The sequence below is a fragment of the Actinomadura sp. 21ATH genome (assembly GCF_041951345.1).
GTDB lineage: Bacteria > Actinomycetota > Actinomycetes > Streptosporangiales > Streptosporangiaceae > Spirillospora.
Window position 1 is genome coordinate 149,343 of sequence record NZ_JBGNUR010000004.1, and the last position, 25,692, is coordinate 175,034.

At 74.2% G+C, this 25,692-nt stretch carries 24 protein-coding genes; 13 read left to right on the plus strand and 11 right to left on the minus strand.

The window, feature by feature from the left end; genetic code table 11:
* The first annotated feature begins 16 nt into the window (after positions 1–16).
* A complete protein-coding gene (locus ACA361_RS15340; protein ID WP_375012631.1) occupies positions 17–409 on the plus strand; it encodes a MerR family transcriptional regulator in 393 nt (130 codons plus the stop codon).
* Here the strand turns inward: ACA361_RS15340 and ACA361_RS15345 are convergent.
* The 8 genes from ACA361_RS15345 to ACA361_RS15380 all read right to left on the minus strand — a co-directional run bounded on the left by ACA361_RS15345 (position 390) and on the right by ACA361_RS15380 (position 9,070).
* On the minus strand, positions 390–1,643 hold the full coding sequence (locus tag ACA361_RS15345) for an ABC transporter ATP-binding protein (protein ID WP_375012632.1): 1,254 nt from the start codon (positions 1,641–1,643) through the stop codon (positions 390–392). The genes ACA361_RS15340 and ACA361_RS15345 overlap by 20 nt on opposite strands.
* Positions 1,644–1,743: 100 nt before the next feature.
* The gene (locus tag ACA361_RS15350; RefSeq protein WP_375012633.1) at positions 1,744–4,593 is read right to left on the minus strand and encodes a DEAD/DEAH box helicase family protein; all 2,850 of its coding nucleotides are present in this window, start codon (positions 4,591–4,593) and stop codon (positions 1,744–1,746) included.
* A gap of 10 nt (positions 4,594–4,603) precedes the next feature.
* Positions 4,604–5,368: an urease accessory protein UreD gene (locus ACA361_RS15355; protein ID WP_375012634.1), complete on the minus strand. Its 765-nt coding sequence runs from the start codon at positions 5,366–5,368 to the stop codon at positions 4,604–4,606.
* Entirely contained in the window at positions 5,365–6,033 is a 669-nt protein-coding gene (gene ureG / locus ACA361_RS15360; protein ID WP_375012635.1) for an urease accessory protein UreG, read from the minus strand. The genes ACA361_RS15355 and ureG overlap by 4 nt, the downstream gene beginning before the upstream one ends.
* A 15-nt stretch (positions 6,034–6,048) precedes the next feature.
* Positions 6,049–6,726, minus strand: coding sequence for an urease accessory protein UreF (locus ACA361_RS15365; RefSeq protein ID WP_375012636.1), 678 nt, complete (start codon positions 6,724–6,726; stop codon positions 6,049–6,051).
* Positions 6,727–6,739: 13 nt separating this feature from the next.
* Complete coding sequence (locus ACA361_RS15370; RefSeq protein ID WP_375012637.1) at positions 6,740–8,455, minus strand: urease subunit alpha; 1,716 nt, start codon at positions 8,453–8,455, stop codon at positions 6,740–6,742.
* Positions 8,445–8,759, minus strand: a complete 315-nt coding sequence (locus ACA361_RS15375) for an urease subunit beta (RefSeq protein ID WP_375012964.1) — start codon at positions 8,757–8,759, stop codon at positions 8,445–8,447. Before ACA361_RS15375 ends, ACA361_RS15370 begins: the two co-directional genes overlap by 11 nt.
* A gap of 8 nt (positions 8,760–8,767) precedes the next feature.
* Positions 8,768–9,070, minus strand: coding sequence for an urease subunit gamma (locus ACA361_RS15380; protein ID WP_366613864.1), 303 nt, complete (start codon positions 9,068–9,070; stop codon positions 8,768–8,770).
* 243 nt (positions 9,071–9,313) lie between these two features.
* Here ACA361_RS15380 and ACA361_RS15385 point away from each other — a divergent pair, with 243 nt between their 5' ends.
* From ACA361_RS15385 to ACA361_RS15395, 3 genes are read left to right on the plus strand one after another with little or no spacing between them, the layout of a single operon-like run.
* A complete protein-coding gene (locus tag ACA361_RS15385) occupies positions 9,314–10,924 on the plus strand; it encodes an FAD-dependent oxidoreductase (RefSeq protein WP_375012638.1) in 1,611 nt (536 codons plus the stop codon).
* A gap of 37 nt (positions 10,925–10,961) precedes the next feature.
* Positions 10,962–11,609, plus strand: a complete 648-nt coding sequence (locus tag ACA361_RS15390) for a Rid family hydrolase (RefSeq protein ID WP_375012639.1) — start codon at positions 10,962–10,964, stop codon at positions 11,607–11,609.
* Between the two features lie 47 nt (positions 11,610–11,656).
* A complete protein-coding gene (locus ACA361_RS15395; RefSeq protein ID WP_375012640.1) occupies positions 11,657–13,267 on the plus strand; it encodes a M20/M25/M40 family metallo-hydrolase in 1,611 nt (536 codons plus the stop codon).
* Here ACA361_RS15395 and ACA361_RS15400 read toward each other — a convergent pair.
* A complete protein-coding gene (locus ACA361_RS15400; protein ID WP_375012641.1) occupies positions 13,254–13,856 on the minus strand; it encodes a putative glycolipid-binding domain-containing protein in 603 nt (200 codons plus the stop codon). The two genes, ACA361_RS15395 and ACA361_RS15400, sit on opposite strands and share 14 nt — an antisense overlap.
* A 10-nt stretch (positions 13,857–13,866) precedes the next feature.
* Positions 13,867–14,736 (minus strand): alpha/beta fold hydrolase, encoded by an 870-nt coding sequence (locus ACA361_RS15405; RefSeq protein WP_375012642.1) that lies wholly within the window; start codon positions 14,734–14,736, stop codon positions 13,867–13,869.
* 116 nt (positions 14,737–14,852) lie between these two features.
* On the opposite strand from ACA361_RS15405, the gene dnaG reads away from it, so the two are divergent.
* The 5 genes from dnaG (at position 14,853) to efeB (ending at position 21,147) form a co-directional block, all read left to right on the plus strand.
* Positions 14,853–16,790 carry a DNA primase gene (dnaG, locus tag ACA361_RS15410; RefSeq protein WP_375012643.1) on the plus strand — a complete coding sequence of 646 codons (1,938 nt, stop codon included), beginning with the start codon at positions 14,853–14,855 and terminating at the stop codon, positions 16,788–16,790.
* A 71-nt stretch (positions 16,791–16,861) separates the two neighbouring features.
* Positions 16,862–18,007 carry an RNA polymerase sigma factor RpoD gene (gene rpoD, locus ACA361_RS15415; protein WP_375012965.1) on the plus strand — a complete coding sequence of 382 codons (1,146 nt, stop codon included), beginning with the start codon at positions 16,862–16,864 and terminating at the stop codon, positions 18,005–18,007.
* 165 nt (positions 18,008–18,172) lie between these two features.
* Complete coding sequence (locus ACA361_RS15420) at positions 18,173–18,664, plus strand: YbjQ family protein (RefSeq protein WP_375012644.1); 492 nt, start codon at positions 18,173–18,175, stop codon at positions 18,662–18,664.
* Positions 18,665–18,775: 111 nt separating this feature from the next.
* The gene (gene efeO / locus ACA361_RS15425) at positions 18,776–19,939 is read left to right on the plus strand and encodes an iron uptake system protein EfeO (RefSeq protein WP_375012645.1); all 1,164 of its coding nucleotides are present in this window, start codon (positions 18,776–18,778) and stop codon (positions 19,937–19,939) included.
* Positions 19,936–21,147 carry an iron uptake transporter deferrochelatase/peroxidase subunit gene (gene efeB / locus ACA361_RS15430; protein WP_375012646.1) on the plus strand — a complete coding sequence of 404 codons (1,212 nt, stop codon included), beginning with the start codon at positions 19,936–19,938 and terminating at the stop codon, positions 21,145–21,147. Before efeO ends, efeB begins: the two co-directional genes overlap by 4 nt.
* Before the next feature lie 32 nt (positions 21,148–21,179).
* On the opposite strand, the gene ACA361_RS15435 is transcribed toward efeB, so the two are convergent.
* The gene (locus ACA361_RS15435; protein WP_375012647.1) at positions 21,180–22,433 is read right to left on the minus strand and encodes a molecular chaperone DnaJ; all 1,254 of its coding nucleotides are present in this window, start codon (positions 22,431–22,433) and stop codon (positions 21,180–21,182) included.
* 243 nt (positions 22,434–22,676) lie between these two features.
* On the opposite strand from ACA361_RS15435, the gene ACA361_RS15440 reads away from it, so the two are divergent.
* From ACA361_RS15440 to ACA361_RS15455, 4 genes are read left to right on the plus strand one after another with little or no spacing between them, the layout of a single operon-like run.
* Positions 22,677–23,252 carry a TerD family protein gene (locus ACA361_RS15440; RefSeq protein WP_375012966.1) on the plus strand — a complete coding sequence of 192 codons (576 nt, stop codon included), beginning with the start codon at positions 22,677–22,679 and terminating at the stop codon, positions 23,250–23,252.
* A 54-nt stretch (positions 23,253–23,306) separates the two neighbouring features.
* Positions 23,307–23,885, plus strand: a complete 579-nt coding sequence (locus tag ACA361_RS15445) for a TerD family protein (RefSeq protein ID WP_366613876.1) — start codon at positions 23,307–23,309, stop codon at positions 23,883–23,885.
* 33 nt (positions 23,886–23,918) lie between these two features.
* A complete protein-coding gene (locus ACA361_RS15450; protein ID WP_375012648.1) occupies positions 23,919–25,046 on the plus strand; it encodes a DUF475 domain-containing protein in 1,128 nt (375 codons plus the stop codon).
* Positions 25,047–25,080: 34 nt separating this feature from the next.
* The gene (locus ACA361_RS15455) at positions 25,081–25,659 is read left to right on the plus strand and encodes a TerD family protein (protein WP_375012649.1); all 579 of its coding nucleotides are present in this window, start codon (positions 25,081–25,083) and stop codon (positions 25,657–25,659) included.
* Positions 25,660–25,692: the final 33 nt, after the last annotated feature.

The window sequence follows — 25,692 nt, forward strand, 5'->3', positions numbered from 1 at the left end:
GTGCGAGGCTGGTGGCGTGAGCTCCTACTCCCCAGCAGAGACGGCCGAGAAGAGCGGCTTCAGCATCGACACCCTGCGCTACTACGAGAAGATCGGGCTGCTGGCGCGGATCGCCCGCGACGCCTCGGGCCGCCGCGTGTTCAGCGACGACGACCTGGCCTGGCTCGGGATGCTGCGGTGCCTGCGCGAGACCGGCATGCCGATCGCCGAGATGCTCCGCTACTCCGAGCTGGTCCGCGGCGGCGACGCGACCCTGCGCGAGCGGATCGAGCTGCTCCAGGACCACGACCGCCGGGTCGAGGAGCGGATCGCGCTGCTGCGCGGGCAGCAGGGCCAGATCAAGCGGAAGATCGACCTCTACGTGGGGCGGACCGGGGCCGGAGCCCGCGTCAGCGCCGCGCGGACGTGATGCGGCGGCCGTCGGGGCCGAACAGCAGCATCCGCTCCAGGTCCACCTCCAGCAGCACCTCCTCGCCGCGCACCGGACGCTCCGCGCCGGTCCGGAAGACGAGGTGCGACCTGCGGTGATGGCCCTCGTGCTCGGCGGGTTCCGGCGCGGGCGGCGCCGCGCGCCGCAGCAGCCCGCGCAGCCTCCCCCCGGACGCCGGTACGGGCTCCGGGGCGGGCGCGGGGCGGCCGACCTCGTTCGCGTCGACCGCGGGGATCCCGGCCTCGGCGTACGCGAGCCACTCGTGCCCGTGGAACTCCACCGCGCGGACCCGCCCGGCGAGCGTGCGGCCCGGCGCCTCCGCGGCCGTCCAGGCCAGCGCGTCCGGCCGGACGCCCACGATCACCGGCCCGCCGTGGTGGCCGATGAGCCCCGGCGCGCGCGGATCGTTCCACGGCACGGTCAGCCGCCGCGGCCCGAGGTCGAGCACCACGCCCTCGTCCTGGACGGCCCACGCGGTCGCCTGGAACAGGTTGATCGGCGGTGAGCTGAGGAACGCCGCCACGAACACCGTGGCCGGGTCGCGGTAGATCTGCTCGGGCGTGCCCACGTCCTCCAGCGTCCCGTCGCGCAGCACCGCGATCCGGTCGGCCATCGTCATCGCCTCGACCTGGTCGTGCGTGACGTACACGGTCGTGGTGCCGGTGGAGCGCACCAGCGCCGCGATCTCCAGCCGCAGCTCGGTGCGCATCCCCGCGTCCAGGCTCGACAGCGGCTCGTCCATCAGGAACAGCGACGGCTCGCGGATCAGCGCCCGGCCGATCGCGGCGCGCTGCCGCTGCCCGCCCGACAGCGTCCGCGGCAGCCGGCCGGCCATCGGGGCCAGGCCGAGGGCCCGGGACAGCTCGGCGACCCGCTCGCGCGCGTCGGCCCGGTCGCCGCCGGCCACCTCCAGCGGGAACATCATGTTCCCCGCGACCGTGCGGTGCGGGTAGAGGGCGCCGTCCTGGAAGACCATCGCGACGTTGCGCTCGCGGGGCGAGAGGTCGTTGGCGACGCCGCCGTTCAGCCGCAGCTCGCCGGACGTCGCCTCCTCCAGCCCGGCGATCATCCGCAGGATCGTCGACTTGCCGCAGCCGGACGGGCCGAGCAGCACGAACAGCTCGCCGTCGGCGATCCGCAGCCGCACGTCGCGGACGGCGTGCTGGCCGCCGGGGTACACCTTGCCGACACCGTCGAGCACGACATCCGTCATCGGGGCCACCTCAGGGGCGGATGGGACTGTGGTGACCGATCTCACAGGCTACCCGCCGGTTTGTCCAGGGCCCCGCGGTGCCGGTCGCCGTCGGTCGCCGTCAGTCCCAGGCGACGCGCAGGACGGTGGTGGCCTCCAGGGGGTCCGCGCCGCGGTGCGTGGCCAGGATCCCCTCGCCCTCGGCGGACGAGGTCCGGACGGCGTCCCCGCCCGAGATCCAGGCGTTCCACGCGGACACGAACGCCTTCAGGAGCCGGCGGTTGCGGCCGAACACCGCGGGGACCGAGTGGTACACGACGCCGTCGGCCTCCACCCGCCCCTCGTACCAGGCTTCGGTGCGGGCCCGCCGCTCCTCCCCGGCCAGCGGCGCCAGGACGAACCGCGGGACCGCGTACCGGGGCGCCGCCATCGGGCCGATCACCTCGTCCAGCGCCACGGCGAACCGCTCCGACGCGAGGACGTCGACGCCGGATAGCGCGAAACCGTACGTCCCGTCCGGGGTGGGCCGGACGGTGACGGCCTCCGCGCCGCGCGGCGACAGCCCGGCCTGCCTGAGGGCGTCGGCGACCGCGTACGCGAACCGGGTGACGGGCGGCTCGGCGGCGGCCTCGTCCAGGCACGCCGCCGCCTCCTCGGACGCGCGCGCCCGCGCCTCCAGGGAGGCCCTGACCTTGCGCCGCTCGCCGGACCGGTGCGCGGCCTCGGCGCCGCCGGCCGCGAGCAGGAGGAGGAGCGCGCAGACCACGAGCGGGACGACCCCGAAGGCCAGCATCCCGCCCAGGAGGGGGACCGCGAAGGCGCCGCCGATGATCAGGGCGGCATGGTCCCGGTCCGGCGCGTACGGCGCCGGCCGGTACGGGGGCCGCTGGTACAGGCGCGCGGCCGGGACGTACCGGGGCCGGCGGGGCGGCGCCGCCTCCGGGGCCGCGGCGGGGAGGGCGAGTTCGCGGGGCGGGCGGACGCGCAGGGTGTGCACCAGCTCGTCGCGGAACGGCGTGCCGACCCGCCACGCGGCGCGGGTCGCGGCACGGTCCCGGGCGCGGTCCAGCATCGCCCGGTTGAGCCCGTCGAACGCGGCCGTCTCCGGCGGCGCGTACGGCGAGAACGACGCCTCCACGTGCGCGACCCCCGACACGATCTCGCCGTTCTCGGCCGCGGCGAGGTAGCCGCCGTGCTTGCGGACGAACCGGTCCCAGTCGGCGGCGCCCTTGGGGTGCCGGTCGGAGACGCACACGACCGTCCACGTGTTGGCGGTCTTCTCCGGCCAGGCCGGGTCCAGGCGGAGCGCCCGGCCGCGGGTCTGGACGACGGAGGTGGGGGTGGTCGCGGTGGTGAGGTCGACGAGGGTGTTGACGCCGCGCGCGTCCCAGCCCTCGCCGAGCAGGCCGCGGGTGCCCACCAGCACCCGGCAGCCGCCCGCCTCGAAGAACTCGGTGATCAGCCGCACCCAGACGCGGGGCGACCAGGGGCCGGTGATGAGCGCGGTGCCGTCGTCGCCGGGCACCGCGGTCAGGCCGCGCTCGGCGTACTCCAGGACGAACGCCCGCGCGGTGTCCTCGTCGGCGGCCACCGTGCGGCCGGTGACGAGCATCGGGGACAGCGCCCGCGTCCGCGGGTCGGCGGCGAGGTTGCGCAGCATCAGCCGGGCCGAGCCCGCCTCGGCGTCCAGGACCTCGCGCAGCCGGGCCGGGAGCGTGGCGCCGGCCCGCTCGTGGTCGCACAGCACCAGGCAGCGCAGCCGGTCGCCCAGCGCCGCGCCCTCCGCCGCCGCGATCTCCACGGCGCCGTGCGTCTTGGCGGCGCTGCGGGCGAGCACCCGGTCCACGGGGGAGCGGCCGGCGCGGATGCCGCGGGCGGTCAGCTGGTACCCGACGGCGGGCAGCGCGCGCCTGATCGCCTCCAGCGCCGCCCGGTCCTTCCCCGTCCCGCTCGGCATCAGGCAGTGCAGGACGTAGTCGTTCAGCAGCGCCACCCAGTCCTCGGCCGTGGGCGGGCGGCGGTGCTCCTCGCGCATCCGGGCGCCGGGCGGCAGCGCGAGCAGCTCCGCGTGGTGGAACCGCAGCGCGGCGGCGGCGACGCGCGGCTCGGCCGTCTCCAGCCGCGACCACGGCACGGCGCCGCCCGCGCCGTCGCCGGCCGTGCGCTCGACCATCCGGGCGTCCAGCCACTCCAGCAGCCCGGTCGAGGTGAAGCCCGGATCGATCAGGCCCACGGTCAGCTCGGTGAACCGCTCGGCCTCGCCGGCGACGTAGTCGGCCTCCACGGCGGTCGGCGCGGTGAGCCAGGCCAGCTCCGCGAACGGCGCCAGGTACGCGTCCCGGACCATCGCGGGGATGGACGCGCCCAGGACCGGCCGGCCGAACAGCGCGTCGACCAGCTTGGACTCGTCCGGGGTGAGCGACTCCGGCGGCGTGGCGGTCAGCCCGACGACGCGCGCGTCCGGCAGGCCGTCCAGGATCTCGGCGAGCAGCCGCCCCCACACGTCCAGCAGGTGGTGGCACTCGTCCAGCACCAGCGTCAGCGGCCCGGCCTCGTGCAGGGCCTCGACGAGCGCCCGCCCGTTGTCGTGCAGCAGCCGGACGAGCCCGCCGCGGCGGCGCTTCTGGCGGCCCTCCTCGTCGGTCTCGGCGTCCGGGTCGAAGACCGCGAGCGACTGGTACGTCAGGACGGTGACCGGGCCGCTCAGCCCCCGGTCCGTGCCGGCCTCGCCGCCGCAGCGCGCCCAGTGCGCGACCCACTGGTTCTGGATCGCGGTGTTCGGGACGAGGACGACGGTCCGCCGCCCCAGCCGCCGCGCCGCCTCCAGCCCGACGAGCGTCTTCCCGGCGCCGGGCGGCAGCACCACCCACGCCCGCCCGTGCCCCTCGGCCCAGACCCGGTCCAGCTCGGCCAGCGCCTTCTCCTGGTACGGCCGGAGGTCATCGGGCCACCGGGCCCCGTCGAGTTCCATCGGATCATTGTCACCGGCCGGCAGGTGAAAGCGGGCTTTCCGGGCAGTGGTCCCGCTCGGCCCCGGCCAGGCGGCGGCGGAGCGCGGCCGAGTCCGCCGCCACGGCCGTGATCAGGACGCCGGGACCCGCCAGCGGCAGCACGGCCACGCCGTCCCCGGTACGGGGCTCGCGCGGCAGGCCGGCGCCCGCCAGCAGCACGCTGCCCGCTGCCCGCGCGCCCCCGAGGACGGCCGGGCTCCCGTACACGGCCGGGTCGTCCAGGCACAGCTCGTGCCGGAGCAGCGGGACCCCGCCGAACGTCACGTCGAAGCGGCTCGCGTGCCGGCCCGGCGGCTCGCCGTGGCGGCCGAGGACCAGCTCCTCGTACCAGCGCAGCGCGGCGCCCTCGGCGAGGGTGATGCGCGCGCTCGACCGGTGCCGGCAGCCGGCCGCCGCCACGGCCGGTTCCGGGGCGAAGTCCAGGCGGCCCCCGGCCGCGACGTCCGCCCGCACCGTCAGCCGCGACTCGCCCGCCCCCGGCAGCGCCACCGACGTCGCGGCCGAGCGCACGGCGAGCGACGCGCCCGCCCGCACCTCGATGTCGATCTCCAGGTCGTCGCCGCCGAGCGGGCCGGCCGCCGCCCCCACCAGGTACACGGCCCCGGCCGCCTCCCGCAGCGCCAGCGGGCCGTCCGACCGCAGCAGGGGCAGCCGCGTCCGGCCGTCCGCGCCGCGCTCGGCGGTGACGGCGGCGCGCGCGGTGTACGCCCGGCCGGCGGAGCGCCCGCCGGTCACGACGCGGCGGCGCGCGCCCGGCCGCCGGCGATCTCGCGGACCCAGCCGGCGACCTCGGGGGCGCCGGGCCGCTCGCGCAGCGAGGTGAACGCGACCGGCCGGCCGTCGCGGACGCGGGCGGCGTCGCGGGCCATCAGGTCCAGGTCGCTGCCGACCAGCGGCGCGAGGTCGGTCTTGTTGACGACGAGCAGGTCGGCGGCCGCGACGCCGAGGCCGCCCTTGCGCGGGACGTCGTCGCCGCCCGCGACGTCCAGGACGAAGATCTGCCGGTCGGCCAGCCCGCGGCTGAACAGCGCGGTCAGGTTGTCGCCGCCGCTCTCGATGATGATCAGGTCGAGGCCGCCGTGCCGCTCCTCCAGCGCCTCCACGGCGTCCAGGTTCGCGGAGATGTCGTCGCGGATGGCGGTGTGCGGGCAGGCGCCGGTCCGCACGGCGGTGATCCGGTCGTCGGGCAGCACCGCCTCGCGGCGCAGGAAGTCGGCGTCCTCGGTGGTGTAGATGTCGTTGGTCACCACGGCCAGTTCCAGGTCGGCGCGCAGCGCGCGGCACAGCGCGGCGGTCAGGGCCGTCTTGCCGCTGCCGACCGGGCCGCCGATGCCGAGGCGCAGCGCGCGCCCGGCCGCCGGGGCGGCGTGGTGCGGGTCGTCGTGATGGTGGGCGCCCATGGGGACCTCCGTGGTTCAGGATTCGAAGAGGCGCAGTCCGGCGCCGAGGTGCCGTTCGGCGTACAGGTCGAGGAGCGGCGCGGACGGTGCGGGCAGGCCGGCCCAGTCGGCGGGGACGCGCGCGGCCCGCGCGGCGACCGCGTCCACCTCGGGGGCCAGGTCCGCCAGCGCGCGGTGCACGGCCAGCGGGTCCAGGCCGAGGAGCCGCACGGCGGCGGAGGCCGGGCCGGTGACCGCGCCGTACGCGCTGACGGCCGCCGCGTCCGGCGGGGCGCCTCCGGCCGCGGCGGCCGCGGCGCCCTGGACGAGCGGCTGGTGCGGTGCGCGCAGGGCGGCCAGCGCGTCGAGCGCGGGATGCGGCCACGTTCGGCGCGCGGCGCGCAGCAGCGACCGGCCCTGCGCGCGGGACGCGGCCCGCTGGGCGGGGGAGGGGGTACGGGCGTCGGCCTCCGCGTCCAGGACGTCCCAGCGCCACCCGGACGCGCCGCCGGCGGCGTGCGCGCACGCGGCGGCGGCCAGCGCGGCCGACACCAGGCCCGCCGTCGCGAGCCGGCCGCGCAGGAACCGGGCCAGCCCCGCGACGTCCGCGACCGCGCCCGCCGTGACGGCCGGTTCCAGACCGCCGGAGTGGGCGTGGCCGCCCGCCGGGAGGCGCGAGTCGGCCAGCAGGAGCAGGCGCGCGGGCAGTGTCATGAGCGCCGGGCCATCAGAACAGGAAGTAGCGCTGGGCCATCGGCAGCTCCACCGCGGGCGCTGGCTCGATCTCGTCGCCGTCCACCTTCACGGTGAACGTGTCGGGATCGACCTCGATGCGGGGGAGCGCGCCGTTCAGCGGCATGTCGGCCTTGCCCAGCCGCCGGGTGTCCTTGACGGGGACGAGCGCGCGCCGCACGGCGAGCCGCTCCGCCAGGCCGTCCTCGACCGCCGCCTCCGACACGAAGTGCAGCGACGTCCCGGCCGCGACCGGCGGCGCGGCGCCGAACATCGGGCGCGGCAGCACCGGCTGCGGCGTCGGGATCGAGGCGTTCGCGTCGCCCATCGCCGCCCACGCGATCATCCCGCCCTTCAGCACGGCGTGCGGGCGGACGCCGAAGAACGCCGGATCCCACAGCACCAGGTCGGCCAGCTTGCCGGGCTCGACCGAGCCGACCTCGCCGTCCAGGCCGTGCGCGATCGCCGGGTTGATCGTGTACTTGGCCACGTACCGGCGGGCCCGCAGGTTGTCGGCCGGGCCCTCCAGCGTGCCGCGCCGCCGCTTCATCACGTGCGCGGTCTGCCAGGTCCGCAGCACCGTCTCGCCGATCCGGCCCATCGCCTGCGAGTCCGACCCGATCATCGAGATCGCGCCCAGGTCGTGCAGCACGTCCTCGGCCGCCATCGTCGTCGGCCGGATCCGCGACTCGGCGAACGCCAGGTCCTCGGGCACCGACGGGTTCAGGTGGTGGCACACCATCAGCATGTCGAGGTGCTCGTCCAGCGTGTTGACCGTGTGCGGGCGGGTCGGGTTGGTGGACGACGGCAGCACGTTCGGGTGCGCGGCGACCGTGATGATGTCCGGCGCGTGCCCGCCGCCCGCGCCCTCGGTGTGGTACGCGTGGATCGACCGGCCGCCGATCGCGCCGAGCGTCGACTCCACGTACCCGGCCTCGTTCAGCGTGTCGCTGTGCAGCGCCACCTGGACGCCGGACGCGTCCGCGACCCGCAGGCAGGCGTCGATCGCGGCGGGCGTGGAGCCCCAGTCCTCGTGCAGCTTGAACCCGGACGCGCCCGCGCGCAGCTGCTCCCACATCGCGTCCTCGGACACGGTGTTGCCCTTGCCGAGCAGCGCCACGTTCACCGGGTGGCCGTCCAGGGCCTCCAGCATGCGGTGCAGGTACCAGGCGCCGCTGACCGTGGTCGCCTTGGTGCCCTCGGCCGGGCCGCTGCCGCCGCCGATCAGCGTGGTCACGCCCGCGCCGAGCGCCTCGTCCAGCAGCTGCGGGCAGATGAGGTGGACGTGCGAGTCCACCGCGCCCGCCGTGAGGATCCTCCCGTTCCCGGCCAGCACCTCGGTGGACGGGCCGATCACCAGATCGGGGTGGACGCCGTCCATCGTGTCCGGGTTGCCGGCCTTGCCGAGCGCGACGATCCGGCCGTCCCGCACGCCGACGTCCGCCTTGACGACACCCCAGTGGTCGAGCACCACCGCACCGGTGACCACCAGGTCGAGCGCGCCCTCCGCGCGGGTCGCGCGGGCCTGCCCCATCGACTCGCGGATCACCTTCCCGCCGCCGAACACCGCCTCGTCCCCGGCCCCGGCCGGGCCCCGGCTGCGGTCCTCGGTCACCTCCACGAACAGGTCGGTGTCCGCGAGCCGCACCCGGTCTCCCGCGGTCGGCCCGTACAAGGCCGCGTACCGGGCCCGGGACAACTCAGTGCTCATCGAGGGGACCGTTCCCTTCCGTCCGCAGGCCCGGGACGACGCGGGCGCCGGCCAGCGGGACCAGGTCCACGTCGCGGGTCAGGCCGGGCTCGAACCGGACCGCGGTGCCGGCGGCGACGTCCAGCCGGTGGCCCCACGCCGCGTCGCGGTCGAACTCCAGCGCCGGGTTCGCCACGGCGAAGTGGTAGTGCGAGCCGACCTGGACGGGCCGGTCGCCGGTGTTGACGACGGTGACCGTCACGCGCGGGCGGCCCGGGTTCAGCTCGACCGGCTCCGGGCCCGGCACGACCTCGCCGGGGATCAGCGGGCGGGTCACGGGACGGGCCGGTGTACGGTGACGAGCTTGGTGCCGTCGGGGAACGTCGCCTCGATCTGGACCGACTCCAGCATCTCGGGCACGCCCTCCATGACGTCGTCACGGGTGAGCACGGTGCGGCCGGACTCCATCAGCTCGGCCACGGTGCGCCCGTCGCGGGCGCCCTCCAGGAGGTGCACCGCGATGATCGCGGTCGCCTCGGGATGGTTGAGCCGCAGCCCGCGCGCCCGGCGGTCGCGGGCCACCCCGGCGGCCACGTGGATGAGCAGGCGCTCCTGCTCGTGTGGGGAGATCAGCACGATTGAGGACGCTAACCCCCGCTGACCTGCAAAGGAACGGCTGCGTTGCGCATTTAACGCTCATTTCACAAAGCCCGGGACGGGAAACGCCTTCGTCATCCGGTTCTCACACCGCCGCAACAGCGCTGTGCGCGGGACGGGCCGGTGAGGGGTTGGAAACCGGGTGCTTACCGGCCGCGCCTCCGGACGAAACGGAACATTTCCAGACTTCCGCCGATGGCTGGACGATCTTGGAGGTGCTCCTTGGCCCAGGGGACGACGGAGGCGGGCGTCAGCAGGCGCGGCTTCCTCACGCGCGTCGGCGCCACCGGAGGCGCGGGCGCGATGTTCGCCACGATGGGAGCGCTGGGCCTGGCGCCCAGCGCCGAGGCCGCGACGCGGGCGCCGTTCGAGCCGCCGCGCGCGTCCGACTTCCGGCTCCGCGGCCGCGCCGCCGCGAAGGTGGCCGTGCTCGGCGCGGGCGTGGCCGGGCTGGCCGCCGCGTACGAGCTGGGCAAGGCCGGGTACGAGGTGACCGTCCTGGAGGCTCGGAAGCGGGTCGGCGGCCGCAACCTCACCCTGCGCGGCGGCGACCGCCTGGCCGAGGCGGGCGGCGCCACCCAGCGCGTCGGGTTCGGCAAGGGCACGTACCTGAACGCCGGGCCCGCGCGCATCGCGCAGTGGATGACCACCATGGACTACTGCCGCGAACTCGGCGTCCCCCTGGAGGTCTTCACCAACTCCAACGCCGACGCCTACCTCTTCAACGAGTCGGCCGGGATGGCGGCGCCCGTGCGGTGGCGCACCGCGAAGGCCGACGTCTACGGCTACGTCTCCGAACTGCTCGCCAAGGCCACCGACCAGGGCGCCCTGGACGGGCGGCTCACCGCCACCGACAAGGAGCGGCTCCTGTCGTTCCTCTCCGGGTTCGGCGCGATCGGCGGGAAGGCGGACGGCTTCGCCTACAAGGGCACCGACGGCCGCCGCGGCTACTCGGTGAACCCCGGCGCCGCCGACACCGCCGGAACGGTCCTCGGCCCGGTGCCGTCCCTGTCCGACGTCTTCGCGCACGGCACCGGACGCTACTTCTCGTTCGAGTTCGGCTACAGCCAGGCGATGCTGATGTTCCAGCCGGTCGGCGGCATGGACGCCATCCCGCGCGCGCTCGCCGAAGCGGTCGGGCACGGGCGGATCCGGACCGGCGCGGCGGTCACGAGGATCACCAGCCTGGCGCGCGGCGTGCGGATCGAGTACGAGCGGGACGGCCGCGCCCGCGCCCTCGACGCCGACTTCTGCGTCGCCACGCTGCCGCCGCACGTCCTCGCCAGGATCCCGCACAACCTCGGCGCGGGCGTCCAGTCGGCCCTGGCCACGCCCGTGCCCGTCGCCACCGGCAAGATCGGGCTTGAGTACCGGGGCCGCTGGTGGGAGGACGAGGAGCGGATCTACGGCGGCATCACGAACACCGACCTGGACATCTCCACCATCTGGTACCCGTCGCACGGCTACCACGGCGACCGCGGCCTGCTGGTCGGCTACTACAACTTCGGCGCCGCCGCCGACGCGTACGCCGCGCTGGACCACGCCGGCCGGCTCCGCCGCGCCCTCGACCAGGGCGCCAAGATCCACGGCGACCGCTACCGCCGGAACATCGCCGCCTCGGCGTCCATCGCCTGGAAGCGGCAGGAGCACATCGAGGGCGGCTGGATCTCCTGGCCGTCGCGCGGCGCCGCGTACGCGCTGCTCAACCGGCCCCAGGGCAACGTCTACTTCGCCGGCGACTGGCTCAGCCACGAGATCGCCTGGCAGCACGGGTCGTTCGAGTCGGCCCGCAAGGTCGTGACCGAGCTCCACCAGCGGGTCCTGCGGAGCTGACCGAAGGCCGGAGAGCGCCGAAGAAGGGGAGACAAAAATGATCATGCGAAGGACCGTGGTGGCCGCCGCGGCGGCGGCCGCCCTGATCGGAGCGGGCGGCGCCGCGTCCGCCGCGCCCGCGAAGAAGCCGCGCCCGCCGCGCCCCACCGAGGTCCGCCCGGCGCTGCCGGACGGGCAGAGCAACCCGTCCATCGCCAACGGCGTCGCGGTCGGCGCGCTCGTCGCGACCTACACCGCCAGCGGCCTCGGCCCCCGCGACGCCAACCCGGCCGCGCCCGCCGGCTCGCCGGAACGGTACGTCGACTTCCCCGGCGGCACGCGGCCGCCCGGGGTAACGCTGACCGAGGCGCAGTCGATCAACGCGTTGAAGGCGATCAACGAGAACCTCGGGGCACAGGGCCTCACGGCCAGGGACGTGATCTCCATGCGGGCCTACCTCAGCGACCCACCCGGCGCGGCCACCGCGGACTTCGCCGGATGGAACCGCGCCTACCGCCAGTTCTACGCCAACACCGACCTGTCCACCGGAAAGCCCGTGAACGTCCCGCTCGGAACCGCCCCGCCCGCCGCGCCCATGCTCGTCAATCCCGCCAGGCCGGCCCGGGTGACCCTGGAGATCGAGAACCTGCCGGTCGCCGGCTGGCTGGTCGAGGTGGAGGTGGTCGCCGCCTTCCGGCAGCGCTGAACGCCGGCCCCGGTGACCCCGGGAACCCGGCAAGAAGGAGAGCTCCCATGCCCGACTCCGCATCCCAGTCCGCGTCCGACCCCGCGTCTCGCTCCGCGTCCGATTCCGCGTCTCACTCCGCGTCCGGTTCCGCGCGGCCCGTCAGCCGCCGCACGTTCCTCCACCGCACCGGGGCCGGGGCCGCCCTGCTGGCCGGGGGCGTCCTGGCCGGCGGGACGGCCGCCGCCGCGCCGCCCGCCCGCCGGGCCGCCGCGGCCGCCGGGATCGCGCCCGGCGACCTCGACCCGCTCGCCCTGCTCAGGAAGATGCTCGCGTTCGACACCCAGAACCACGGCGAGGGCGGCGTCACCCGCCCGCACGCCGAGATGCTCAAGGCCGTCTGGGACTCGGCGGGCGTCCGGTCCGAGATCATCCCGACCCCGAAGAAGGACAACGTCCACCTCATCGCCCGGATCGAGGGCACGACGGCCGCCGCCCCGCTGCTGCTGCTCGGGCACTCCGACGTCGTTCCCGTGGAACGCGCCAAATGGTCGGTCGACCCGTTCGCCGGCATCGTCAAGGGCGGCGAGATCTACGGCCGCGGCGCGCTCGACATGAAGGGCGCGAACGCCGCGTTCGTGTCCGCCCTGCTCCGCCACCTGAACGAGGGAGGCAGGTTCGAGCGCGACATCATCGTGCTCACCGACTGCGACGAGGAGGCCGGCCCGCACGGCTCCCGCTGGCTGGCCGAGCACCACTGGGACAAGATCGACGCGGGGATGGTCCTCACCGAGGGCGGCTGGTTCCTCGCCCAGAAGGACCGCAGGACGCCGATGCTCATCACGGTGACCCGCCAGGACAAGGTCTACTTCAACCTCGACATCACCGCCGGCGGCACCGCGACCCACTCCTCCAAGCCGAACCCCGACTCCGCCATCGCGACGCTGTCCCGGGCCGTCGCCCACCTGGACGGCTGGCTCGCCCCGGTCACCCTCACCCCGGTCACCCGCGAGTACTTCACCGCGCTGGCCGAGGCGACGTCCGACGGGGCGTTCCGGAAGGCCGTGAAGCTGATGCTGGCCGCCCGGTCCCGGCCCGCCCTCGAACGGGCCGCCGCCCTCGTCGTCAAGCGCAGCTCGTACCCGTGGCTGCACCGCGCCCTGCTCCGCACGACCCACGCGTTCGTCATCGAGGACGCGGGCTACAAGGAGAACGTCATCCCGTCCACGGCCACCGTCCGGATCAACTGCCGCGGCGTCCCCGGAGGGCAGCGCCCGCGCGACTTCCTGGCAGACGTCCGCGGCCGGCTCAAGGACCGCGACGTCACCGTCACCCTCGCCGGCAACCCGGGCGAATCGGAGGAGGACGCCCTCAAGCGGCTGGACGAGACGTTCGCCAAGCCCCCGTCCAGCATCGACTCGCCGCTCTACGAGGCCATCAGCGGCGCCGCCGCCGGGACCTATCCGGACGCCGTGTTCGCGCCCGCCCTGTTCGAGGCGGGCACCAGCCTCGCGCCGTGGACGTCGCGCGGCGTCCCCGGCTACGGCGTCTACCCGTACGTCCTCGACAACGACCAGCTCATCGGCATGCACGGCAACGACGAGCGGATCACCGTCGAGGCCCTGAAGCAGGGCACCGAGTTCATGTACCGCCTCTTCGACCGCTTCAGGACCCGGTGATCCCCGCCAGCCGGCCGATGGACGGGTAGTCGGCGACCAGCCCGTCCCTGAACTCGATGTCCTCCTGGAACCGGTCGCTGGAGAAGCGGACCACCATGTGGCCGCCGTCCCGGCGGACGCGCTCGTACGTCTGCCGGGACGGCACCACCGCCAGGTCGGGCACCGACACCCACGCCATCAGGTGCTCGGCCGGCCCGTCCTCGTCCATCCGCAGCGCGGGCATCGAGTTGGTCAGCGGCGACAGCCCGAGATCGCAGTCCAGCGCGCCGCGCAGCGCCGCCGCGTCCCCGCCCGGCGGCGGCATCGCGACGCGCCCCTCGGCGCGGGCGGTGACGCTCCACTCGCCCTCCGGCCGGTTGACCAGCTCCAGCCACCGCCGCCACGGGCCCGTCTCCGGGTCGGTGCCGTACGACTCGACGAGCAACCGCGCGGTCACGTACCGGTCGCCGGTGGTCAGCTCGTACTCCAGCCGGTACGGCGGCGGCCCCGCGCCGATCGCCGCGCCCGAGGCGGTCAGCCGCCCCGCGGCGATCTCCACCTCCGCGATCTCCGCACCCTCCGGCTTCACCCACACGACCGATCGCACCATGCCGCCTCCTCTACCCCGCGGTCACCCTGATCATCGCGGGCGCGACGGCGTCCCACACCCGGCGCGGCAGTTCCTGGCCGGTTCCGGGCAGGACGAGCAGCTCGGCGCCGGGGATGTCGCGGGCCAGCGCCTCGCCGTTCCCGACGGGGAAGAACGGGTCGTCCGCGCCGTGGATCACCAGTGCCGGGACGGCGATCCCGCCGAGCCGCTCGCGCCACCGCGGGCCGGAGTCCAGCGCCGCGAACGCGGTCCCGAGGTGGTTGGACCGCTGGACGGCGGGATCCGCGGACGGCGCCCGGTCGTAGACCCGGCCGGCGTGCTCGCGGACGGCCGCCTCGTCGATCCCGGCGGAGCCGCCCAGGTGCCGCGCCGACTCCACCATCGCCTCGACCGCCGCCGCGCGGTCGGACCAGTCGGGTTCGGGCGCCGACATCATGAACTCCATGAACGCGGGGGAGTGCTCGGGCAGGTCCGGGTCGGCGGGGCCGGGCGCGACCGCGCGGGTGGCGACCAGGGTGAGCGAGGCGACCCGGCCCGGGTGGTCGAGGGCCAGCAGCTGGGCGATCCAGCCGCCCGCGCCGAACCCCGCGACGTGCGCGCGGGGCAGCTCCAGCGCGTCCAGCAGCCCGGCCGCGTCGGCGACGAGGTCGCGCAGCGTGTACGCGGGCGCGTCCGGGTCGGCGGTCGTGGAGCGGCCCGTGTCGCGCAGGTCGTACCGCACCACGAGCCGCGGGCCCTCCTCGGCCAGCCGCTCGCACAGGCCGTCCGGCCAGGCCAGCATCGAGGTGCCGATCAGCAGCAGCGGCACGCTCCCCGGCTCGCCGAACGTCTGCGCGCACAGCTCGACCCCGTTCACCGGCACGAGGCGCTCGTCACTCACGGCCACTCCCTTCACTCCGGAAACATCCCGAGGGGCAGACCGGCGGGGGCGCCGGAATTCATCGGCCCGGCCGGGTCCGGCCCGGGATGTCCCAGGGCGGGATTAGACTCGCCGCCGTGGCAGGCCGGATTCGTAATGAGGACATCGCGCTCGTGCGGGAGCGGTCACCCATCGACGACGTCATCGGGGAGTACCTCCAGCTCCGCAACGCGGGCGGCGGCAACCTCAAGGGGCTGTGCCCGTTCCACGATGAGAAGTCGCCCTCGTTCAACGTGACGCCCTCCCGGGGCCTTTTCTACTGCTTCGGCTGCGCCGCCGGCGGCGACGTGATCAAGTTCGTGCAGGAGATCGACCACCTGTCGTTCTCCGAGGCCGTCGAGCGGCTGGCGGTCAAGGCCGGCGTGCAGCTGCGGTACGAGGAGACCGGCGGCTACACCCCCCGGCAGGACTCCGGGCAGCGCGCGCGCCTGCTGGAGGCGCACCGGGCGGCGGCGGAGTTCTACGCCGAGCAGCTGCGGTCGCCGGACGGGGTGATCGGGCGCAAGTTCCTGTCCGAGCGCGGGTTCGAGGCGGCCGACGCCGAGCGGTTCGGGGTCGGGTTCGCGCCGCGCGAGTGGGAGGGCCTGGTCCGGCACCTGCGCGGGCGCGGGTTCGCCGACCGGGAGATGATCGCCGGCGGGCTGGCCAAGGAGGGCCGGCGCGGCCCGATGGACCGCTTCCGCGGCCGGCTGATCTGGCCGATCCGCGATCTGAGCGGCGACGTGATCGGCTTCGGCGCCCGGCGCCTCTACGAGGACGACGAGGGCCCCAAGTACCTCAACACCCCCGAGTCGCCGCTCTTCCACAAGGGCTCGGTGCTGTACGGCGCCGACCTGGCCAAGAAGGAGATCGCGCGGCGGCGGCAGGCGGTGGTGGTCGAGGGCTACACCGACGTGATGGCCTGCCACCTGTCCGGGGTGCCGACGGCCATCGCCACCTGCGGCACCTCGTTCGGCGACGACCACATCAAGATCCTGCGCCGGCTGCTGATGGACCAGGACGAGTTCCGCGGCGAGGTGATCTTCACCTTCGACGGCGACTCGGCCGGGCAGAAGGCGGCGCTGCGGGCGTTCGCGGACGAGCAGAAGTTCGTGACGCAGACGTTCGTGGCGGTGCAGCCGGACGGGCTCGACCCGTGCGACCTGCGGATCCGGCAGGGCGAGGCGGCGGTGCGCGATCTGGTGGCGTCCCGGCTGCCGCTGTTCGAGTTCGCCATCCGCAGCGCGATCGAGCAGCACGACCTCGACACCGCCGAGGGCCGGCTGGGCGCGCTGGACGCGGCGGCGCCGGTGGTCGCGGCGATCAAGGACCGGTCGCTGCGGCAGATGTACGCGGTCAGCCTCGACCGCTGGCTCGGGATCATGGACGAGCAGTTCGTGCTGCGGCGGGTGCGGGAGCTGGCGGCGCGGCGGGCGTCCGGCGGCCGCCAGGGCGCCAACGGCCAGAACGGCCGCGAGGGCCGGCCGGGGCAGGGGCACGGGCAGGGGCAGAACGGCCCGGGACGGTCCGAGGCGGCGGCCGAGCGGCCGGCGTTCGACCCCGGCGACCCGGAGGTGCGCCGCGAGCGCGAGCTGCTCAAGCTGGCGGTCCAGCGCCCGGCGGTGCTGGGGCCGGAGTTCGACGAGGTCCCGGCCGAGGCGTTCATCGCGCCGCCGCACGCCGCCGTGCGCGCGGTGATCGGGTCGGCCGGCGGGGTGGCCGCGGCGGGCGGTTCGCAGGAGTGGGTGGCGGCGCTGCTGGAGCTGGCGCCGAACGAGCAGGTCAAGGGGCTGCTGACGCAGCTCGGAGTCGAGCAGGTGCACTCCGCTCAGGAATCGGATGACCGCTATGCCGCCGAACTGCTCGCCCGAATCCAGGAACGCCAGCTCACACGCTTGATCGCCGATGCCAAATCTAAACTCGGGCGGCTGAATCCGGTCGAGCAGGCCGAGGAGTACAACCGGCTGTTCGGCGATCTTGTCGCGCTTGAGCAGCAGAGACGGGTGTTGCGCGAGCGCGGCCTCGGATCACAGTAAGTCAAGGGACCGCAAAATGGGTCCTGTGATCTTGGGCCCCCTTGACGCAGACTGTCCCCGTGGGCCCTTCGGTGCTGCCAAGCGAGGCGCCATCGGTTGACCAGGTGGCGGACCTTGTCGCGCGCGGCAGAGAGCGCGGCGGTGTGACCGTCGACGACGTAGCCGCTGCACTCGATCGCTCCGACTTGCCGGACGACTCTCTGGAGCGGGTCGTCCGGATGCTCGCAGAGCAGGGGGTAGAGGTCCTCGAATCTCCGCAGGAGACCGAGGACGTCACGCGAGCTGACGAGGGAGACCTCGGCAAGCGGGCGCCGACGAGCGATCTGGTCCGGATCTATCTGCGGGAAATCGGTCGCGTACCGCTTCTCACGGCAGAAGATGAAGTCGAACTAGCGAAATCGATCGAGGCGGGGCTGTTCGCCGAGGAGAAGATGGCGCACGCCGTCATCCTCTCCCGGGCCGAGCGCATCGACCTCGAACTGCTCGCCCGCGAGGGGGCACGGGCGAAGCAACGACTGATCGAGGCCAACCTGCGGCTGGTGGTCTCGATCGCCAAACGCTACGTGGGCCGGGGAATGCTGTTCCTCGACCTCATCCAGGAGGGAAATCTCGGACTCATCCGCGCGGTCGAGAAATTCGACTACACGAAGGGGTTCAAGTTCTCGACGTACGCCACCTGGTGGATCCGCCAGGCGATCACCCGGGCCATCGCCGACCAGGCCCGGACCATCCGGATCCCGGTGCACATGGTGGAGACCATCAACAAGCTGGTGCGGGTGCAGCGCCAGATGCACCAGGACTTCGGCCGGGAGCCGACCCCGGACGAGATCGGCCTGGAGATGGGGCTGTCCCCGGTCCGGGTCGTGGAGATCCAGCGGATCGCGCAGGAGCCGGTCTCGCTGCAGTCGCCGATCGGGGAGGAAGACTCCGACCTCGGCGACTTCATCGAGGACGCCGACGCCGTCGTGCCGATCGAGGCGGCGGCGTTCATCCTGCTCCAGGACCAGCTGGAGGACATCCTCGGCACCCTGTCGGAACGGGAGCAGCGCATCATCCAGCTGCGCTTCGGCCTGACCGACGGCCATCCCCGGACGCTGGAGGAGGTCGGCCGGGAGTTCGGGGTCACGCGGGAGCGGATCCGCCAGATCGAGTCGAAGACGCTGGCGAAGCTGCGCCACCCCTCACGTGCCCAGACCCTGCGCGAGTACCTCGACTGACGCCGTCCCCGACCCCCTGACCACCCCGTCCCTGCGCCCTCTGCCGTGACCGCGGACCCGCCGCGGTCACGGCAGAGGACCGTCCGGCCGATTCGCCGGCGGATCCGCCAGCGAATCGGGAGCGAAGTGAGCATTCCGTCCCCGGCGTGGATTACCGTGGGGAGCATGCTGATCGTGACGACCGATGGTCTGCCGGGGTACGAGATCCGCAGCGTGCTCGGCGAGGCGCTGGGCGTGGCCGTCCAGACCGATCAGGCGCGGGCCGCGGCACCGGGCCACGGGGGCAGCAGCGCCACGTTCCGGGTGACCGGGGAGACGCCGGCCGCCGGGCTGGCCGCCGCCCGCCGCGAGGCCGTCGACCGGCTGGGCGAGGAGGCCCGCCGCAAGGGCGCCAACGCCGTGCTGGGCATGTGCTTCGAGACGGTGGCGCTGGCCGGAGGCGGCCACGAGGTGTGCGCGTACGGCACGGCGGTCTGGGCCGAGGCCGCGCCGAACGCCGCGCACGGCCACCCGGCGCAGGGGCACTCGGGCGCCGTCCCGCAGGCCAAGCAGCCGCAGCCGCATGGCGGCCTTCCCCCGTACGGGGAGCCGCAGCCCGGCGGGCCGCCGATGGCCGCCCGCAACCTCACGATCGGTCTGCACGACCGGCCGCGCTGACCCGCGGCCGCGAGACGGCCGACTCCGGACGATCACGACGTACCGGGTTGACGCAGAGGCTCCCCGCGCCGGCTAATTCAGGCGAGCCTTAGTGGACCAAGGGGAGCCCCGATGCGTCTTGTCCGTGCCCTGGCCTGCGCGAGCGCGGCCGCCCTGCCGATGACCGTCCTCGCGGCCTGCGGCGGGGAGGAACGCACCCGGGCGGGCGCGAGCCCGGCGGGCGGCGGCGGCGCGGTGGCGATCGAGGCGTCCGACGGCGGGTGCGAGGTCGCGAAGAAGGAGTACACCGCCGGGACGATCGACTTCCGGATCACCAACAGAGGCCGCGAGGTCACCGAGGTGTACGTGTACGCCCCCGGCGACAAGATCATGACGGAGCGGGAGAACATCGGGCCGGGGACGACCGTGACGCTGACCGTCCAGCTCGGCGCCGGCAACTACCAGATCGCCTGCGAGCCCGGCATGACCCCGCCCGACTTCCGGCAGGACATCACGGTCAGCGGCCGGGCCGACCATGTCACCGATCCGCGGCTGGCCAGGGCGCTGACCGGCTACCGGGCCTACGTCGTCCGGCAGACCGACGACTCGATCGCCAAGGCGCGCGCGTTCGCGGCCGCGTTCAAGAAGGGCGACGTCGCGGAGGCCAAGCGGCTGTACGCGCCGTCCCGGGTCGGCTGGGAGCGGATCGAGCCGGTCGCCGAGTCGTTCGGCGACCTCGACCCCCGGGTGGACGCCCGCGAGGCCGACCTGGAGCCCGGCCAGAAGTGGACGGGCTGGCACCGGCTGGAGAAGGCGCTGTGGAAGGCCGGCTCCACCGAGGGCGAGGAGCGCTACGCCGACCGGCTGATGAAGGATCTGGGGGAGCTGCGCGCCAAGGTGACGGCGGCGCAGCTGGATCCGCCGATCACGCCCGCGTCGATGGCCAACGGCGCCAAGGAGCTGCTGGACGAGGTCGCCACCGGCAAGATCACCGGCGAGGAGGAGGCGTTCAGCCACACCGACCTGGTGGACTTCAAGGCCAACGTCGACGGCGCCCGCACCGTGTACGACCTGGTCAAGGTGGTCGTCCTGGAGAAGGACCCCGCGCTGGCCAGGGAGCTGGACGGCGCGTTCGCCGCGGTGGACGGCCTGCTGAGGAAGTACGAGAGGAGCGGCGGCTACGGCGGCTACGTCTCGTACGACACGGTGGGGAAGGCGCGGCGCAAGGAGCTGTCGGACGCCGTGAACGCGCTCGGCGAGCCGCTGTCCAGGCTCGCGGCGTCCGTCGTCCGATGACGGGCGTGTCCCGGCGGCGGCTGCTCGGCGTCTCGGGCGCGGGCCTGCTGGCGGGCGCCGCGGCCGGGGCGGGCATCGAGCGCGCCGCGTCCGCCGGTGGGGAGGACGGTGCGGCGGCCGCGATCCCCTTCTACGGCCGGCATCAGGCGGGGATCGCGACGCCCGTCCAGGACCGGCTCCACTTCGCCGCGTTCGACGTGGTCACCCGGGACCGGGAGCGGCTCGTCCGGATGCTGCGGGAGTGGACGGCGGCCGCGGCGGCGATGGCGGCGGGGGAGCCGGTCGGCGGCGGCGCGGTCGGCGGCCCCGGCCTGGCGCCGCCCGACGACACCGGCGAGGCGCTCGGGCTGCCCGCGTCCCGGCTGACGCTCACCGTCGGGTTCGGCCCGTCGCTGTTCGAGAACGAGCACCTCGGCCTGGCGCCGCGGCGCCCGCCCGCGCTGGCGGACCTGCCGCGCTTCCCCGGCGACCGCCTGGACCCGGCCCGCTGCGGGGGCGACCTCGCCGTCCAGGCGTGCGCGGACGACCCGCAGGTGGCGGTGCACGCCGTGCGCAACCTCGCGCGGATCGGGTTCGGGACGGTGGCGGTGCGCTGGTCGCAGCTCGGCTTCGGCAAGACGTCCTCGACGACGCCGGAGGCGCGGACGCCGCGCAACCTGTTCGGCTTCAAGGACGGCACCGCGAACATCCCCGGCGGCGACGCGGCGCTCCTGGACCGGCACGTGTGGGCGGCGGCGGGCGACGGCGCGCCCTGGATGGAGGGCGGGTCGTACCTGGTGGTCCGCCGGATCCGGATGCGCATCGAGACGTGGGACCGCACGTCCCTGCGCGAGCAGGAGGACGTCATCGGCCGCAGCAAGGGGGAGGGCGCCCCGGCGGGCGGCCGGCGGGAGCACGACGAGGTCGACGTGACCCGGATGAGGCCGGACGCGCACGTCCGGCTCGCGCATCCGAGCGGCAGCGGCGGCGCCCGCATGCTGCGGCGCGGCTTCTCGTTCACCGACGGGACCGACGGGCTGGGGCGGCTGGACGCGGGCCTGTTCTTCATCGCCTTCCAGCGCGACCCGCGCACCGGCTTCGTCCCCGTCCAGCGGTCGCTGGCGGCCGACGCGCTGAACGAGTACGTCCAGCACGTCGGCTCGGGCGTCTACGCGTGCCCGCCCGGCGTCCGCGAGGGCGGCCACTGGGGCGAGGCCCTCTTCGCCTGAGGCGGGACGGGGCGCGGCGGACGGGGCACGGGTCAGGACGAGGCGCCGGCGCGCTCGTCGCGGATGCGGGTGACCACGTCGCCCGCCGCCGTCTTGATCGACTCCAGCTCCTGGAGGTACGACCAGTAGTCCGGGTGCGCGCCGGTGAGCCGCCGCGGGGCCGCCTCCAGCCGCTCGACCAGGGCGTCCAGCGCGCGGGCGTGGTGCGGGGCGGCGCCGCCCGGCTGCGCCGTCGCGAGCTTCTGCGCGTCCCGGACGGCGAACCGCGCCGCCTCGGCCGGCTTGCCCGGATCGGCCGCCGCCGCGTCCAGCTCGGCCACCCGGCCGGTGACCTGCGCCGCCCGCCGCTCGGCGCCGTTCAGCTCGGTGCGGGCCGCCGTCAGCGCCCGCTGCGCCGGCTTCCACTCGTTGCGGGCGATGTGCGCGGACGCCTCGTTCAGCCGCTCGCGGGCCCGCTCGACGCCCGCGCCGACGGCCTCGGGGGCGCCCCTGAGGTCCTGCCAGCAGGATTGCGAGTAGTGCCGCAGCAGCAGCCGCATCGCCTGCCGCACCGGCTCGATCCGCCCGGCGACCATGTCGGAGCGGGTGCGCACCGACGCCAGCGAGTTCCGGACCTTCTGCCCGATCCTGGGCAGCTCCTCGGCCTCCTCGCGGGCCTGGTCGGCGGCGTGCCGGACCTCGTCGGCCAGGTCCATCGCGCCGGCCAGCCCGAGCCCGCCGAGCCCCTGCGAGCTCAGCCGGGCCAGCGACTCGCGCGCCCGCGCCAGCCGCGCCTCGGGGTCGGCGGCGTCCATGCCCGCGTCGCGGGCCGCGGCGACGGCGGCCTCGGCCGCCGCGACGGCGTCGCGGGCCGCCGCCAGCCGCGGCGGCAGCTGGTCCAGCGCCGCCTCCAGCCGCGCCATCTGGGGCGCCAGCCGCTCGCCGAACCGCTCCAGATCGCGGGTGATCTTCTGGAGCCGGTCGGTGACCGCCAGGAACGCCCGGCGGGCCGCGTCGTACTCGGCCGGCCCGCGCTCCCGGTCGCCGTCGAGGTCGTTGGCGTCCAGGACGGAGATGTAGGCCACCGCGGCGGCGTCCGCGCTGTCGCTGAGCGCGCCGAAGTCGTGCCGGACGGGCGCGGCGGCCTTGGCGTCCAGGTCACCGAAGACCGTGACCCGCCCCTGCAGGTACTTCTGCGCGCGGTCCATGTCGTAGAAGGCGGCCGCGGCGGCCTCCCGGGCCTCGATCGCGGCGGCGTCCGGCCGCGGCCCCCGGCCCCGGCGACGCTGGTCCCCTGCTCCCCGCAACGGGCGCCTCCCTTCGCTCCCGTCCCTAGTCTCGCTCAGGAGGCCCCCTGAGTTCACCGTCCAGGCACATCCTGTACGTGATCGGGGGCGTAATCCTGGGCACGTTCGGGGGCCGACGGAGCGGCAGGGAACGGATAGCATCGCTCCAACGTCGGGTATAGGGGACGCGTGCGGCGTCCACCGGCCCTGACGCCGTCCGGCGGCGACGGCCGGACGGCAGAGGAAGCGATCTTGGAGGCACCGGTGGGCGTCAGTCTCAGCAAGGGCGGCAACGTATCCCTGACCAAGCAGGCCCCGGGACTGACCGCGGTGACGGTGGGGCTCGGCTGGGACCTGCGCACCACCACCGGCGCCGACTTCGACCTGGACGCCTCCGCGCTGGTCCTGGACGCCTCCGGCAAGATCCTTTCCGACCAGCACTTCGTGTTCTTCAACAACCTCCGGACCCCCGACGGCGGCGTCGAGCACACCGGCGACAACAAGACCGGTGTCGGCGAGGGCGACGACGAGCAGATCCGGGTCAACTTCGGCGCCATGCCCGACACCGCCGAGCGCGTCGCGTTCGCCGTCTCGATCTACGATGCCGACACCCGCGGGCAGAACTTCGGCCAAGTGCGCAACGCGTTCATCCGGGTGGTGAACGAGGGCGACCGCTCCGAGATGGCCCGCTACGACCTCAGCGAGGACGCCTCCACCGAGACCGCGATGGTGTTCGGGGAGCTCTACCGCAACGGCGCCGAGTGGAAGTTCCGCGCCGTCGGGCAGGGCTACGCCTCCGGCCTGGCCGGCATCGCCACCGACTTCGGCGTCAACCTCTAGCCCGCCCGCCGCACCGCACGCACGTCCCCCAGCAGCGACAGGGAGCAGTTCGATATGGGAGTCTCGCTCGCCAAGGGCGGCAACGTCTCGCTCACCAAGGCCGCACCCGACCTCACCGCCGTGTCCGTGGGTCTCGGCTGGGACGTGCGGGCCACCACCGGCGCGGACTTCGACCTCGACGCGTCGGCGCTGCTGCTCGGAACGGGCGGTAAAGTACTCTCCGACCAGCATTTCGTCTTCTTCAACAACCTCAAGAGCCCGGACGGGTCGGTGGAGCACACCGGCGACAACCTCACCGGCGAGGGCGAGGGGGACGACGAGTCCATCAACGTCGACCTGAACGCCGTCCCGGCCGAGTGCGACCGGATCGTCTTCCCGGTCTCGATCTACGACGCCGACAACCGGGGGCAGAGCTTCGGCCAGGTGCGGAACGCGTTCATCCGGATCGTGAACCGCACCGACGGCAACGAGCTGGCCCGCTTCGACCTGACCGAGGACGCCTCCACCGAGACCGCGATGGTGTTCGGGGAGCTCTACCGGCGCGGCGCGGAGTGGAAGTTCCGCGCCGTCGGCCAGGGGTACGCCTCGGGACTGCACGGCATCGCCACCGATTTCGGTGTCAACGTCGGCTGACAGCCGCCGCCCGCAACGAACAGAAATGTACGCATGATTCTTCGCACCTTCGGCTGGTCCTTCGGGGTCACCGCCATCGGCCTGGTCATCGCGCTGCTCTACGGAGGGCCGGCGGGCCTGGCCCTGGTGGCGGTGCTGGCGATCCTGGAGATCTCGCTCTCGTTCGACAACGCCGTGGTGAACGCCAAGGTGCTGGACCGGATGAGCCCGTTCTGGCAGAAGATCTTCCTGACCATCGGCATCGCGATCGCGGTGTTCGGCATGCGGCTGGTGTTCCCGCTGCTGATCGTGGTGATCACCGCCGGGCTCGGGCCGATCGAGGCGTTCGACCTGGCGCTGAACGAGCCGGACAAGTACCACCACGCGATGGAAGAGGCGTACCCGACGATCGCCGCGTTCGGCGGGATGTTCCTGATGATGCTGTTCCTCGACTTCGTGTTCGAGGACCACGCGCACAAGTGGCTGCCGTGGCTGGAGCGGCCGCTGGCCCGCATCGGCAAGCTGGACCAGCTGTCGGTGGTCGTGGCGGGCGGCGCGCTGGCGCTGGTGTCGGGGCTGTGGGCCAAGGACCCGGGCGACGTGATGATCGCCGGTGTGCTCGGCATGGTCACCTACATCCTGGTGAACGGGCTGGGCGAGCTGTTCTCCCAGGCCGGCGACCTCGACGACGATGTCGAGGACGACGGCGAGGGGAGCGGCGAGATCAGCGTGGGCCGCAAGGGCCCGAGCGATCTCGCGCTGGCGACCGGCAAGGCCGGCTTCTTCCTGTTCCTCTACCTGGAGGTCCTGGACGCGTCGTTCTCCTTCGACGGCGTCATCGGCGCGTTCGCCATCAGCACCGACCCGATCGTGATCGCGCTGGGGCTGGGCATCGGCGCCATGTACATCCGGTCGCTCACCGTTTTCCTCGTCCGCAAGGGCACCCTGCACGAGTACGTCTACCTGGAGCACGGCGCGCACTGGGCGATCGGCGCCCTGGCCACCTGCATGCTGATCAGCATCGCGCACCACGTGCCCGAGTGGATCACCGGCGGGCTGGGTGCCGGCCTGATCATCGCGGCGTTCGCCAGCTCGGTCGTCTTCCGCCGGCGCGGCGGGGACGGCGGTAAGGGCGGGGCCGAGACCGGCGAGGGCAAGCAGCTGCACTCCACCCAGGTCTGAACCCGGGTCTGAACCGAAGGCGAAGGAGCCGACGATGTCGATCTCGCTGCAGAAGGGCCAGAAGGTCTCGCTGGAGAAGCCGGGCGGCGGTGGCCTGACCCGCGTCCGGATGGGGCTGGGCTGGGACGCGGTCGTGAAGAAGGGCCTGTTCGGCAAGGGCAAGGCCCAGACGATCGACCTGGACGCGTCCTGCCTGCTGTTCGACGCCGGCGGCAACCTCGCCGACTCGGTGTGGTTCCGGCAGCTGCGCAGCAAGGACGGCTCGGTCCTGCACACCGGCGACAACCTGACCGGGGAGGGCGAGGGCGACGACGAGGTCATCAACGTCGACCTGTCCTCGGTGCCGGCCAACGTCACCCAGCTGGTGTTCACCGTCAACTCGTTCACCGGCCAGGACTTCTCGCAGATCGCGAACGCGTTCTGCCGGCTGGTGGACGAGACCACCGGCCAGGAGATCGCCCGCTACGAGCTGAGCGGGTCCGGGCAGCACAACGCGCAGATCATGGCGAAGGTGTCCCGGGACGGCACGGGCTGGTCGATGACCGCGATCGGCGCGACCGCCAACGGGCGCACGTTCCAGCACCTCCTGCCGACGGTCTCCGCGCACCTGTGACGGTGGCGGTGATGGCGGCGTCCCCGTGGCCGG